Origin of the sequence: Streptomyces mesophilus (genome assembly GCF_040300965.1) — a bacterium.
Classification (GTDB): Bacteria; Actinomycetota; Actinomycetes; order Streptomycetales; family Streptomycetaceae; genus Streptomyces; species Streptomyces mesophilus_A.
In genome coordinates this window covers 50,778-64,248 of record NZ_JBEPEW010000036.1, presented here as the reverse complement: position 1 = coordinate 64,248, position 13,471 = coordinate 50,778, and the positions used below count along the sequence as shown (strand labels likewise).

The 13,471-nt window shown below is 66.5% G+C and carries 12 protein-coding genes and 1 pseudogene; 7 read left to right on the top strand and 6 right to left on the bottom strand.

The annotated features are described in order from the left end of the window. Positions 1-284: 284 nt before the first annotated feature. Positions 285-853: pseudogene (locus ABT367_RS15940) on the bottom strand (transcriptional regulator). A gap of 429 nt (positions 854-1,282) precedes the next feature. Here ABT367_RS15940 and ABT367_RS15935 point away from each other — a divergent pair. Together ABT367_RS15935 and ABT367_RS15930 are read left to right on the top strand one after the other, a co-directional pair. After that, positions 1,283-2,104, top strand: a complete 822-nt coding sequence (locus ABT367_RS15935) for a class II aldolase/adducin family protein (RefSeq protein ID WP_352253640.1) — start codon at positions 1,283-1,285, stop codon at positions 2,102-2,104. 60 nt (positions 2,105-2,164) lie between these two features. Next, on the top strand, positions 2,165-2,962 hold the full coding sequence (locus tag ABT367_RS15930; RefSeq protein WP_352253648.1) for a GNAT family N-acetyltransferase: 798 nt from the start codon (positions 2,165-2,167) through the stop codon (positions 2,960-2,962). A 439-nt stretch (positions 2,963-3,401) separates the two neighbouring features. Here the strand turns inward: ABT367_RS15930 and ABT367_RS15925 are convergent, their stop codons facing one another. Then, positions 3,402-3,887, bottom strand: coding sequence for a tetratricopeptide repeat protein (locus ABT367_RS15925; RefSeq protein WP_352253638.1), 486 nt, complete (start codon positions 3,885-3,887; stop codon positions 3,402-3,404). Between the two features lie 245 nt (positions 3,888-4,132). Between ABT367_RS15925 and ABT367_RS15920 the strand changes: the two genes are divergently transcribed. The 4 genes from ABT367_RS15920 (at position 4,133) to ABT367_RS15905 (ending at position 7,537) form a co-directional block, all read left to right on the top strand. After that, complete coding sequence (locus ABT367_RS15920) at positions 4,133-4,555, top strand: DUF3592 domain-containing protein (protein WP_352253636.1); 423 nt, start codon at positions 4,133-4,135, stop codon at positions 4,553-4,555. 259 nt (positions 4,556-4,814) lie between these two features. Further along, on the top strand, positions 4,815-5,552 hold the full coding sequence (locus ABT367_RS15915; protein ID WP_352253634.1) for a dienelactone hydrolase family protein: 738 nt from the start codon (positions 4,815-4,817) through the stop codon (positions 5,550-5,552). Between the two features lie 350 nt (positions 5,553-5,902). Further along, the gene (locus ABT367_RS15910; RefSeq protein WP_352253632.1) at positions 5,903-6,610 is read left to right on the top strand and encodes a helix-turn-helix transcriptional regulator; all 708 of its coding nucleotides are present in this window, start codon (positions 5,903-5,905) and stop codon (positions 6,608-6,610) included. A gap of 180 nt (positions 6,611-6,790) precedes the next feature. Beyond that, complete coding sequence (locus ABT367_RS15905) at positions 6,791-7,537, top strand: hypothetical protein (protein WP_352253630.1); 747 nt, start codon at positions 6,791-6,793, stop codon at positions 7,535-7,537. Positions 7,538-7,998: 461 nt separating this feature from the next. Here ABT367_RS15905 and ABT367_RS41455 read toward each other — a convergent pair whose 3' ends face one another. Beyond that, positions 7,999-8,619: a DUF6234 family protein gene (locus tag ABT367_RS41455; RefSeq protein WP_434975473.1), complete on the bottom strand. Its 621-nt coding sequence runs from the start codon at positions 8,617-8,619 to the stop codon at positions 7,999-8,001. Positions 8,620-8,784: 165 nt separating this feature from the next. Here ABT367_RS41455 and ABT367_RS15900 point away from each other — a divergent pair, with 165 nt between their 5' ends. Then, positions 8,785-9,201, top strand: a complete 417-nt coding sequence (locus ABT367_RS15900) for a hypothetical protein (protein WP_352253628.1) — start codon at positions 8,785-8,787, stop codon at positions 9,199-9,201. A 699-nt stretch (positions 9,202-9,900) separates the two neighbouring features. On the opposite strand, the gene ABT367_RS15895 is transcribed toward ABT367_RS15900, so the two are convergent. The 3 genes from ABT367_RS15895 to ABT367_RS15885 all read right to left on the bottom strand — a co-directional run bounded on the left by ABT367_RS15895 (position 9,901) and on the right by ABT367_RS15885 (position 13,443). Continuing rightward, positions 9,901-11,271 (bottom strand): FAD-binding oxidoreductase, encoded by a 1,371-nt coding sequence (locus ABT367_RS15895; RefSeq protein ID WP_352253646.1) that lies wholly within the window; start codon positions 11,269-11,271, stop codon positions 9,901-9,903. Positions 11,272-11,380: 109 nt separating this feature from the next. Continuing rightward, positions 11,381-12,235: an alpha/beta hydrolase gene (locus ABT367_RS15890; RefSeq protein WP_352253626.1), complete on the bottom strand. Its 855-nt coding sequence runs from the start codon at positions 12,233-12,235 to the stop codon at positions 11,381-11,383. Next, positions 12,232-13,443: a metal-dependent hydrolase family protein gene (locus tag ABT367_RS15885; RefSeq protein ID WP_352253624.1), complete on the bottom strand. Its 1,212-nt coding sequence runs from the start codon at positions 13,441-13,443 to the stop codon at positions 12,232-12,234. The genes ABT367_RS15890 and ABT367_RS15885 overlap by 4 nt, the downstream gene beginning before the upstream one ends. Positions 13,444-13,471: the final 28 nt, after the last annotated feature.

The following is a 13,471-nucleotide window of genomic DNA, read 5'->3' as shown; positions in this document are numbered from 1 at the left end:
GATCTCGCGCGCCTCGCTCCGCGAGGACAACGCGCCGCCGCTACGCGGCGGAAGATTTGCAGCGCTCCGCGCTGCAAATTCCCTTGCTCCGCAAGGGAATTACGGCCCTTCGGGCCGTGGCTCGAATCGCTCCGCGATTCGGCCTGCAGGATTCGCTCCGCGAATTCCGCGGTGAAATCTGCTCCGCAGATTTCACTAAAGACACAGCAAGGGGTAGGGAGGCTCCCTGGTTGGTGACGGGTTGTCAATTTTGTTGACTGGTACGGGATTTAAGGATTGCTCTGTTATGCGGCGAATCCGATAGCTGATACGTATTCGTATTGTCCCCATTGGGAGCCGAGGTCCACGATCGAATCCACCCAGGCTTCGTCCAGGGTGCCGGTGTCGCCGGCGGCCCAGGCGCGGATGATGGTGTCCCACTGACGGATGTTCAGGGTGCGGTATTCCAGGATGCGTTGGAAGCGGCGGTCGACTTGGGACTGGTTGAGTGGGTGGATCTCTACTCGAGTCCCGCCCTGGTTGTTGAGGCGCTGCAGGAGGTAGCGGGCCATGTTTTGGCGACGTACCGTCCGGTAGGCGGTCTCGATCTTTTCCAGGTTGGCTTTGGAGGGCTGCTGGCGTCCGGTCTGCCAGGCTTTCAGGGTGCGGTCGGTGATGGTCAGGCCGGCGGTGCGGGCTGCTTGGCGGGCGTGTGGGGTCTTGGTGAGGTAGTTCAATCGCGCCATCAGTCCGCGCCGTTGGGTGATGGGGTGGCGATGAAGCCGGCGAGTTTGTCGAGCTGGCGTGCAACAGCGTCACTTCCTTTGACGCCACGTGCGCCATACTTTCCGAACTCGCTTGTCCTATCCGGCATTTCATTAACCTCCCATCTGGCGTGTTCTGTTGTTTTCTATGCTACCCAAACTGCTGTGTTTTCATTGCTTTTTGGGTGCCTTTTAGGGAACTGGTGTTGTAAGAGTTCAGGCATTTGTAGGGGTGGGTGTATCCGGCTGTTCGTGGGTCTTGTGTTTGCGTCTGCGTAGAGGATGATGGCCTGTTCCGTATGGCTGAAGTGCATTTGGTGACGCTGCGGCTCCAGGGGCGCTGCAGTCCGAGCTCAAAGCAGGGCGTGCGTGGACGCAGTGGGTTCAGAGGGTTGCTTTGGGATCTGGCTTGGGCTGCTTGATCTTGGGTCAAGTGGGCTTGATGCCGTGTCGGTGGGCAGCGAGCGTGGAGGTTTCCTGTCGATGTGCGAGCGGCAGGGCTGGTGCGGTGCACGCTGATCCCGAGGGGGTGCGAGGTGATGACCACAGGGCGGCACTCCGCTCTGCGGGATGGTGTCGAGCCGTTGGTGGAACAGGAACCGGAGCTGGATCTCACCGAGTTGTCTGTCGTGGCAGGCTCGTTCGAGGAGGAGCGGCTGGAGCGCAAGAGGCAGCTTGCGGTCACGTTCAGGATCTTTGCTCGCTATGGCTTTGACGAGGGTATCGCTGGGAATGTGACCGCTCGCGATCCGGAGTTCCCGGAGCGGTTCTGGGTCAATCCGTATGCTGTGCACTTTTCTCGTATGCGGGTGAGTGATCTGTTGCTCATCGACGAGCAGGGGCAGGTCGTTGAGGGTGGACGTCGCATGAACAAGGCGGCCTTCTCGATCCACTCCGCGATCCATCGTGCGCGGCCTGATGTCGTGGCGGCGGCCCATGCGCACACCATCCATGGCCGGGCCTTCGCCTCGCTCGACCGGCTTTTGATTCCGATGGTCCAGGAGTCCTGCGTTTTCTATGAGGACCATGTTCTGTTCGATGAGTACAAAGGGCTCGTCCTTGATGAAAGCGAAGGCGTCAGAGTCGCTGCACGTCTGGGTAGTCGTCGGGCTGCCATCCTGCGTCACCATGGCCTGCTCACTGTGGGCGGGTCGGTGGGAGAGGCCGCGTGGTGGTTCATCTCGATGGACCGGGCCTGCCAGATGCAGTTGCTCGCCGAGGCTGCGGGGCGTCCCCGCCGTATGACGGATGAGGAAGCGGGGCTGGCTCGCCGGCAGTTCGGCAGTGCGAACATGGCGCGCCATAACTTCAAGCTTCTCGATGACATGTTCCGCGAGCAGGAGCCGGACGTCCTGGACTGATACGGCAGTTGAATCGGTGGTCTTGCACGAATGAGGTGCTCAAGCATGCGGGGAGATGCGATGAGGGGTCTTGCGGCGTCGGTCGAGTCGATGGAGCAGCTGGCGGTGGCTTGGCGTGCGATGGTGCTCGACAGGGATTCGGGTGCGGATGTGCGTGATCTTCCGGGTGTCGCTGTGCGGTGGGCGGACTGCAGGTTTTCGTTCTGGAACGCGATCACTTTGACTGAGGTGGGTGCCGATTCGGATCTTCTTCGGCGGCGGCTGGCTCAGGCTGTCGAGATCATGCGGTCGAAGGAGTATCCGGGGTTTCTGTGGCTTTTCGAGGATCTCCTCGACGACGGGGCCCGTTGTGTGTTGGAGGAGGCAGCCAAGCAGTCGGGGTTGCAGTACGCCTTTGGCGGCACGGGTATGGCGGGCGACATTCTTCCTATCGCAGATCCTGTTCACCCGGATCTGACGTTTGTGCGTGTGAGCACCGATGAGCAGCTTCGGGCGTACGCGGATATCAACGCGCGTGGTTACGGTTTTCCCCTCGAGGAGGGCCGTGATGGTGTTGTCGGCTCGGTGCTCTGGAAGAACGAGGTGCACGCGTACCTTGCGATGCGGGGTGGGGTGCCTGTGGCGTGTGCGGGGACGATCGCGGCGGATGGTCGTCTGTTTGTTGTTCTGGTGGCCACGGAACCGCAGTGGCAGCGTCGGGGCTATGGCGAAGCAGTTACCCGAAAGGCTCTGTACGAGGGCTGTCGGGCCACCGGGCTGACTCGTGCCACGTTGCATGCGACTGTTGCTGGGGCGCCGGTGTATCCGCGTATCGGGTTCACGCCGAACTCTCCGATCCATTTCTTCGCTCTGGCCTGAGTGGGCGGCTCGGCGGGTGCTGTTCGTGCGTCGAACGCAGTGAGCCCCGACCGTGGTCGGTCAGCGGTCGGGGCTCGTCCTTTTCTGCAGGGCCGGGGCATGGCCTGGGACTGGGCCTGAGCCTCATCCGTGATGGGCCAAAGCGCCCTATCTCGCGCTTGTCGCCCCCATGTGCTGGTCCGCATTGCCCCGCCGATCTTCGACGCGAAGGACCAGCGCACCGCCATGACCGCCCCGATGCCGCCGCGTCCCGACGACGAGTCGGCCCTCGCGCCGCCCGTGTATGGTCTCCGCTCGAGCAGGTGGCAGCGATGGGAGCGCCTTCCGTGCAACGGGCGCATGCGGTCCCTGAACCCGATGTTCTCCTTCCCCACGGGCATCGTGGTGAAGGCCTCCGCTGCCGCGAGGAAACGTCTCGTAGCCCTCATCAGGCTCGCCTTCAGCCGCCGTCTGCTTCCTGGCGCCAGCGGGCGGCGGCGCGCCGGGCCTGGCTGGTGTAGATGTAGTCGGCTCCGTGCACCCGCTGCATGTCGAGCGCCAGCCGTTCGAAGGCCTCGGCGGCACCGGCCGCATCGCCCGACCTGCCGCGCAGGTTGGCCAGGTTGTGCCGCGTGGTGAGGACTTGAGGGTGGTCTTCGCCCAGTGCCCGTACCCGTTCGGCGAGCAGTTGTTCGGAGATTTCCACGGCGCCGGCCAGGTCCCCGATCTCGCTCAGGTAGTGGGCCCGGTGCCGGAGCGCCGCGGTATCGGGGTGCTCTTCGCGCAGCGCTCGGTCTCGCGTGTCCAGTTCCTTCTCCGCCTGCGCGAAGGGATCCGCCGGCGCGAAAGGGTTGCCCAGCACTCTCTTGACCCGCGCCGCAGCAACCGCGGCCGCCACCGCCGCGACCGTACCCGTGATCACCCATTTCCACGACACGTCCGGCACGTCTCCTTCGCTCCACGCCATCCCGGCAGGCGCCGTTCACGTGGTCTTGGCCGTGGTGGCGCCGCCGCCTGCATGGACGCGCCGACGGCCCGCGTCAGTTGCGCCGGGCCCGAGTACCCGTTTGTCGCCGGGCCGCGGGCGCCTAGGGCGGCGAAAGGCGCCTGGCCGCTCCTCCGGTAGGGTCCCGCCTGCGCCAGGACGCATCGTGCCTGGACGCGCGACAGCACCGTCTACGGGGATCATGCATGGACTTCGTCTTCCACATACTGTTTCCGCTGCTCATCGCGCTGATGCTGTGGGGCGGCTACGCGCTCGTGCGCAGGACCAGGCAGCGGCGCAGAGCGTGGCAGAGCGGACTGACCGCACAGGCCCGCGTCGTGCGCGCCTACGTCCGCGTGCAGACGATCAACGACATGCCCCGCCGTATCCAGTACCACGCATACGACTTCACCGCCGACGGCCGCGCAGTGCGCTTCACCGAAGCCGGCGGGCCGCCGAGCAGGGCCGTCGGAGACGAAACTCTCGTCTACTACACGAGCGAGGACCCCGAGAGCGCCACCGCCTCCGAGCCGGTCCCGGGACGGGACATGGCCGGTACGGTGATCGGTCTCGCCGCCCTCGCCGCCGGCGTGATCATCTGCATCAACGTCATGATCACCTACGGCTGACACCACCCACACCACCACGGCACCCGGTGGGACTGGCCAACGAATACCGGCGCACAGCCACGGCGCACATCACCGCTCGCCCATGCTCCGTCGCGGTCAGGGGCGAGCACCGCGAATCCGCGAATCCCAGGTGCTTACGGTCGAGTTGACGACGGGCATCAAACCCCACTGCGCCGCATCGGCCCGGTACTCGCACGCTGCTCTGCCGGCGGCAGAACACCGTCCGGACCCGGCACGACGATCCCTACAGTCCCCTCTCATGACAACGATCCAGACGCGCACGGTCGAGTACCCCGCGGACGGTTTGACGATGATCGGGCACCTCGCTGTCCCGGCCGGCGTCGACCGCCGGCCCGCGGTCCTGCTCGGACCAGAGGGCATGGGGCTCAGCGACGTCGAACGCCACCGGGCCGACGCTCTCGCCGAGCTGGGATATACAGCACTGGCCTTCGACCTTCACGGCGGGCGCTATCTGGCCGACCCCGAGGAAATGCTGGCGCGTTGCATACCGCTGCTCGCCGACCTGGATCGGATGCGGAGCATCGGCCACGCGGCGCTCGAGGTGTTGCGCACCCAACCGCGCACCGATCCCGGCCGGATAGCCGCCGTCGGCTACGGCACCGGCGGCGCCATCGCGCTGGAACTCGGACGCGCCGGCGCCGACCTGCGCGCGATCGGGACAGTCAACGCAACCACCACCGGCCGGCCGGGCGAGGCAGCACACATTCGCTGCCCGGTGTGGGCCGGGGTCGGATCGCAAGACCCGATCATGCCGCCCGCGCAACACAACGCGTTCACCGCCGAAATGCAGGCCGCGGGCGTCGACTGGCGCCTCACCGTCTACGGCGGCGCCTTGCACGCCTTCCACCACCCGCCGGTCGACCACCCCACCGTCCCCGGCGTCGGCTACCACCCACAACACGCGCAACGCGCCTGGCGCGACCTCGTCGACCTCCTCACCGAATGCCTACCCGTCACAGAGAACCAGGGGCCATAACCCACACCCCCACAGGCGCCAGAGCCTGGCCGGCGACGGACACCGACGGCCCCGCCCCTCAAGCCCCCCAACACAACCGCATTCGGTGCAGACCCTCGATAACGGACACATATGCACAACGGCCGTAGCACATACCGGATCTACGGCGGCGGAACTGCACCTCAGAGCGTGCCTGGGGGTCGCCGGGCCTCGCCTGAACACTCCCGCCCGGCACAGGCTGTGCCGGACCCTACCGACCGACGGGGTGAAAGGCAGCCCTGGTTCGTGAGGCGGCTTCCTTCTCACCACTCCAGTTTTTGCCTATTATCGAATCTCCTGGTTCGTGCCGGCACCTCGAGAAGGAACAACCCATGGCGCCCAGCGTGTTCATCACCGCCGGTGAGATCGTCTCGGAGTTCGGGATCTCCCGGTCCCGTCTGAGCGAATGGGTCCGCGACCGCGACACCACCGGATTTCCTGCCGTCCACCACACTGACGGCCGCCGGCAGGTCTTTGAACGCGTCGCCGTTGACGCCTGGTTCACGCAGCGCTCCACACAGCGGAAGCCGGTGTTGGTCACGGACGGTGCGGAAGGCGATCGCGACGAGCTCCTGTCCACCGCGGAAGTGGCGCGGCTCCTCGGCTACCGCCACGCCACCACCATCCATGCGTACCTGCAGGACCGGCCCGGCTACTTCCCCGCACCCGACCACACCGGTGCGTTGACCGGCCGGCCGAGGGCTGCCGGCCGGCCTAATGTCCACTGGTGGAAGCGCGGCACCATCCTCGACTGGGCCGAGGCCCGCCCCGGCAAAGGCAACACGCGTCCCAAAACCCGCGCCCCACAAGCGCTCGAGGCGTCGGCAGCGATCTCCGGCGATGACGAGGATCTGCTCACCGCGTCTGAAGCCGCTCCCCTGCTCGGCTACTCGACCACCGCCAGCTTCACCAGCGCACTGGCCCAGGGACGGATCCCCAGCCTCGCTCAACCTGATGCCCACACCACCCACGGCCGCGGCCGGCCCCGGCGCCTGTGGAAACGCCACCGCATCCTTGACGCGGCCACCCACCGCAACTGAGCGCCTCCAGCGCACCTTCGCCACATGTCGGCGTACGCGTGAACATCCCACCTGCCTCCACATGGACAGAGTCGCCAGCACGGCGCAAGGCCGCGGCTCTCGCACTCGTATGCCGACCCCTGTCAGTGGTGGGTGCGATGCTGCGGTCCGCAACACTGTTTACGATCTTCTGGGGGACAAATGCGTGGTGAGCAATCGCGGTCCGGCCTGCCTTCGGTCCGCTTCGAGGCTGGGTGGTGCGCTACCGATCTGGGTGCGTACCGCGCCTGCGCCGCTACCTACGAGCGCTACCCGTACAAGAGCCTCCCGCCGCTCGAGCCAGCTCGGTTCACGGGCGACTTCCAATGGCTCGGTAGCCCCGGTGAACTGGTTCCCGAACAGGTCGCGGCGCTCAGCCGCCTGGCACAGGATCTGAGCGCGAAGGGCGTGACGCTGCCACGGGACTTCGTCACCTACCACTCAGACTCGAAACTGGCCCTCACGCTGGACGAAGTGTCGGTGACCGGCTGCTGGACCGATATCTCGGAACCTCTGCCCAGCCCCGTCGAGCCCGGCGCCTTCCTGGTGCGCTTTCTGCGGGACCAGCAGGACTGTGTCCTTTGGTACCTCTACCTCCGCCCCACAGGAGAGACGTTCGTGGTCGAGTCCTACCTCGACTACGAGGACGTGTACGAGGCGCAGCGCGACGGGGACTACACGGGTACCGACCTCGATGACCTTAAGGAGCAGACAGCCGCCATCACCTGGTGCGCACCGTCCTTCGAGGAGTTCGCCGCACGCTTTTGGATCGAGAACCGCCTCTGGCTCGCGCTCCAAGACAATGAACTGTCCAGTGCCGAGCCCCAGTTGCGTGACTACCTGCGCCACTACGGGCCCCTGCCTGCCGACCCGGCCGGCGTCGAGGAGGACGCTCGGCAAGGACGATGAACGCTGGGACAGCTGGCCCGAGCCATGGGCAGGGACCAGCAACGACATACGGACGATCGCTAGCGCGATCACGCACAAGACCGAAGACGATTTCAAGTACGACGAAATCCCCGATCTGCAGGACGCTGCCCCCGCACTACCGGTGCTGCCGGAGCCAAGGCCCTGGTGTTGCACTTCGCCCAGCCGCTCAGCACCCCGCACGGGGCTAAGGGCTCGTTGTCCGACGTCGCAGGGACCGCATCGTCCACACTGTTCGCCTTACGGCCTCCGTCTGACTCTCAGCGGCCGGAGCGGGCGCAGGCGCATCGTGACCGAGCTGTAGAAGCTGGCGCAGCAACCCAGCGCGGACGAGAACCGCATGGATCGCCGCGGCACGCTCTCCTGGGGGTCCAGTCACCGGGACAGGGGTGGCGTCCTTCACTGGGCGTCTGCTCCCCTCCCGGCCAGAAGCCGCTCGATGATCACGCGTTGGGAAGACTCACCGCCTGCTGCCAGGGTTGTACGGCCTGCGCCAGCTCAGGAACATCTGCCCGCTTTACGCTCACTGCGATGAAACTACGTGCTCCTGGATCCGGCGGCCGACCGCAGCAGATGCACACCAGGTCCAGCCCACGATCGAGTGCTTGAACGTGAGCGGCCTGCGGTCTACCCGTCCGGGTCGGCCGCGCGAGCCTGTGCGTGGAGCAGGTACAGGGCGAACAACGCCTGCGCCAGGGCACCCACTGCCGCATCCAGCCCGACCTGAGCCAGGCCGTGACGGCCCTCGCCGAGGTGTCCTGTGCCTTGAGCAGACTGGCAGCGGCCAGCACCCGAGGAAGCTGCAAGGCCAGGCCGATCAAGGCTTGCGAGAGAGCAGTCACCAGCAGCCCTGCCTGGAACGTCGCGTAACTGACCGCCGCCAGGCCAGCCGGTCCAATCGTCAAGACCATCCACAACCGCCGGTCCGCGCCCTCAACGTGGCCACCCTCGGCTGCCCACTTCTTGATGCCTTCCGCAATACAGAACACAGCGAGAGCCGCCCCGTCCAGCAGAACGAGCACGACCGCCAGGGCAATATCCGCGGACCACCACCACGCAGGCATGAGGCGATGCTGACGGAATCAGGCCCAAGAGGACATGAGTACAGGTACTCAACCTTGGATCGCACGCGCTCAACCTTCCCTTGGTTCGGAAGGCGATCGAGGACAGCCTGGCGGGATCCGTAAGGGGCTTGATCTCAAGTGCGGTTGAGGTAGGAGGCTTGAACCATGAACACACCAGACAGCAGTTTTCTTCTCTTCCGTAACACCATGCGCATCACCGAGGGGCACCTGGAGGAGTTCCGGTGCGCCATTGACCGGGCGGTGAGCTTCGTTAAGCAGCACGGGCCCCAGCTCATGGTGGAGGTCTTCATCGACGAGGAACAAAGCCTCGCGCACAGCTTCCAGCTCTACGAGGACTCGGACGCCGTCCGTGAGCACTGGAAGCTATCGGACCCCTACATCCAAGACGTGATGGAGCACTGCCGGGTGGAGCACTTCGAGGTGTTCGGACAGCCGGACGACGCTGTGACGGCGGGCATCCGGGAAACGCTCGGCGATCAGGCCGAGCTTGCGTTCGCGCCGCGATTCACCGGCTTCGTACGCTTCGGCGAAGCGACGACCGTCGAGGGGCACCGCACGTGAACAGGGCGTAACGGCGGACGAGGCAGCCATTGTTCAACGGTGAGCAGCAAACCCACATCGTCGCCGAGCTGCGTAGCAGGATGCCGCGGATGACCGCCGCGCTCCTCCCTTTTCACCACGCCCCCGACGACTGCCTCCGCACCGCCCGGCTCCTTCATCACGCCGGCCTTCTCGACTCCACTCCGAACGCCCCGGCCATGGTGGGGAGTCCGGTGGTCGAGACACCGCCAGTCCCGGACTTCAAGGTCACCTTCGCTCTGGTCGCGCGCCGCATCAACACGCTGCCCCACATCGACCTCAGCCTCGTCGACGGCAAGGAACTGCAGGAACTCGGCGATCTCACCGTCGAATTCCCTCGAGGAGACCCCGGAAGACTTATACGTTGCCTGGGAACTCGACTACGACTCCCGCCTCAACGGTCCCCTTGCGCTCCCGTGAGCAGCCTTAGGCCGTGCGAGGGCAGCTCCGCCGTCGGGCTGGTCGAAACCCCAGGTCACCTCCCCCCCAGAGCCAGGGGGCCGCCCTCGTCATCACGCTCCTTACTTCCTCACCCTCTGAACCATCCGGGAACGTAACGTGACCACGGGCGGCCAGATCGCTCCCCACCGAGTGGTCGCCGCTGGGAACTCCCACTGACCGCCAAGACCGACTGGCCCCATGCAACGGCCCTGAAGCTGGATCCCATACTCGGCCAAGGGATCATGTGGGCCCGAAGACTTTGCCGGGGTTGAGGATCCCGGCCGGGTCGAGAGCACGCTTCACAGCGCGGTGCATCTCCAGGACGGCCGGGCCGAGTTCACGGGTGAGGCCGGGCCGTTTGAGGAGTCCCACACCGTGCTCACCCGTCACCGTGCCGCCCAGTTCAAGGGCGTCCGCGATGATGTCGTCGAACGCCGCGCGGGCCCGGTCCTGAGCCGCCGCGTCACCGTGTTCCGTCACCAGCAGCGGGTGCAGGTTGCCGTCGCCGACGTGCGCGATGTTGGCGATGGTGATCCGGTGCTTTTCCGCGGTCTGGTCGATGCGGGCCAGCATGTCCGCCACCGCTCCGATGGGCACGCAGACGTCCTCCGTGAGGACCGGTCCCAGCCGCTCGAGCGCGGGGAAGGCCAGCCGGCGGGCCGCGAAGAGCATCTCGGCCTCTTGCGCTGTCTGCGACCGGTCCGCCCAACTCGAGCCGGCCTGGCGGAAGCAGTCGACCATCCGGCGGGCGCCGTCCTCGGCGGCGTGGCCCTCGTCGTCGAAGCGGGCCAGGAGGACCACGTCCGCCTCGGCGGACAGCCCCATGTTCTTCCAGGCGTCGACCGCGCGCAGGCAGTGCCGGTCGACGAGTTCCAGCGCGGCCGGCCGCAGCCCGGCACCAGCCGTCGCACGCACCGCGTCACCGGCCTGCGCGACACTGTCGAAGTAGCCGATGACACTCACGCCGACCGGAGGCAGGCGTCGCAGTCGGACCGTGATCTCGGTGACGATGCCGAGAGTGCCCTCGGCGCCCACCATGAGGCCCACAAGGTCGTAGCCGGCGACCCCCTTCGACGTACGGCGCCCGAGCCGGACCACCTCACCCGTGCCGGTCACGACCTCCAAAGCAAGGACATAGTCGCGGGTGACGCCGTACTTGACGCAGCACACTCCGCCGGCGTTGGTCGCGACATTTCCGCCCAGGGTCGACCAGGGCGAACTGGCGGGGTCAGGCGGATACCACAGGCCGAGCGGCGCTACATGGGTGCGGAGGTCGTCGTTGACCACGCCGGGCTGTACGACGGCGAGGCGCTCCAGTTCGTCGACCTCCAGCACCCGGTCCATGGCGTCCAGTGCGAGGATCACGCTTCCTTCGACGGCATTGGCGCCGCCCGACAGTCCCGTACCGGCGCCGCGTGGAACCAGCGGGACCTGTTGCTCCAGGCACGCGCGCACCACGGTCTGGACCTCGTCGGTGCTCTTGGCGCGCACGACGGCCACCGCTCGGCCGACAGGCGCCCACACCGCCTGGTCGTGGGAGAGGCCGGCGACGATGTCCGGATCAGTCACGACCCGGCCGGCGGGCAGCCGTTGCCTGAGTGCTTCGGCGATACCTACGGCAGGACGTGTCGCGCTGCTGACGGTTTCACGCTCGGCCACCGGCACACCTCCAAAAGAAGTCGACTCGCTTGGGACGGAAGGAGAGTTGCGGCGTCCAATCTCACTGGGCGCGGCAGGTCCTGAGGTAGCTGAGGAACGATGCCTGCAGGCCCGTCACATGCGTCTCGTGCATGAGTGCGCTGGTGACGGATCCGCCGCGTGAGGTGAGGCGGTGAAGGAACGCGGCCGTGTTCTGCGTGAGGTTCTGGTAGACCGCCAGGTCCCCGAGCATCTCCTGCTCGTTGAAGGTCACGTGCAGCTTGGTGTCGGGCAGGGCGTCACCCATCGCTTCGAGATGAGCGAAGACCTGACTGTCCGCATTGATGATGCCGGGGCTGCCCGCACCGATGCTCTCGAAGAAGGTGCTCTTGGTGACCCAGGCATAGAGGCTGAACAGCCCGCCGTAGGAATAACCGAAGAGGCCGTGACCGCTCGGGGCCGTGCCGTAGTCGCGTGCGATCCGCGGGTGCAGGTCGTCGGTAAGGAAGTTCAGGAACAAGTCCCCGCGGCTGTCGCTCAGTTCGGCGAGGTAGGCGTCGGCTTGCTCGCGCGTCATCGAGCCCGCCTCGACCCCCATCTCCACCGCATCGACGAACTCCTTCGCGATGGGTTCGCCGGGCGGCACGAGGTCGCGGTTGCGCAGCCGCTCCCAGTGCTCAGCTTCCCTTCCCGCGTACCCCACGCTGACTTGGACGTAGGGCTGAACCGGCTGCATGGGGTCCAGTTGCGTGACGATGAGCGGGGCGGTCATGCCCACGGCCCAGTTGCCGTCGAGTACGTACACGACGGGTGCTTGCGCCGTGGCAGGGTCGTAGCGCGGTGGCGTGGTGACCCAGACTCCGTAGTCGTGCCCACCGCTGGAGCTCATCTCGAAGTAATCGGTGTGGGGAAGGCAGCCCTGCCACATGGTGCTCATCTGAGGTCCTTTACGATTCGGCCGGCCTGCATGACCAGGACGGCGTTGGTGGGGTCGGAGAACAGTTCCGGGTCTTCGAGCGGGTTGCCGTTCCACAGCACGAGGTCTGCCTGCGCGCCGGGAGCGATGACGCCCACCTGGCCGGACAGGCCGAGGATCTCGGCGTTGGTCCGGGTCGCCGCCACGAGCGCTTCCATCGGCGTCTCGAGCGCTGCGCGCAGGCTGAGTTCTGTGCCGCGCCCGTCCTGGGCCGGGCCGATGAGATCGGAACCCAGCCCGATCCGCACGCCGGCCTGCTTGGCGACAGCCAGTGCCTGCGCCATCTGCTCGCGTACGCCCTCGGCCCGCTCGCGGATCGAGGCGGCGAGACCCGTTCCGGCGGTGTCGTGCAGCAGTTGCTCGACGACAGCGAACGTGGGCACGAGGGCAACCTCGCGGCCAGCCATCAGGGCCGCTGTGGATTCGTCGAGGCTGGTGCCGTGCTCGACACAGCGCGCCCCGGCCTCGACCGCATGGCGTATGCCCTCGTTGTTGTGGGCGTGGACGGTCACATAGGTGCCGCGTGCCGCAGCTTCCTGAACGGCGACAGCGATCTCTTCGACGGTGAACTGGGTGTCGGTCAGCCGATCATGTCCGCTCACCACACCGCCGGTCACACACAGCTTCAAGAAGGAGGCTCCGCGCCGGAAGGCTTCACGGACGTTGTGCCGCAGCTCATCCGCGTTGCCCGCCATCATCGACAGGGCGCACAGGCCCGGGATGTGGTGCCTGCTCCACAGCTCGGTGGGCTCCCATGCGGCTCCGTAGTAGCCGTGCCCTCCGATCTGGCATTGAACAGGTCCGCACGACAGCACGCGAGGCCCTCTGACCTTGCCCTTCGCGATCGCGGTGACGACACCGCCGTCGATCCCGCCGGTGTCACGCACCGTGGTGAAACCGGCGTCGAGCGTCGCGCCGGCCGTGGCGAAGATGTCGGCGGCGATCTCGGCGGCGCTGATCTGAAACGAGAAGTGCGGCTGGATCGGGCTCGACAGGCCCAGGTGGACGTGGGCGTCGATCAGGCCGGGCGTCATCGTCAGTCCCTCGGCATCGAGTCGCTCGCCGTGCGCGCCGGCGGCACCGACTCGGGCGATGCGGCCGTCCTCGATCGTGACGTCGAGGTGGCTGGGATCGCGCCCTGATCCGTCGATGACCGTCGCGCCGACCACATGAGCAGATCCCATCGTCGATCCTCCG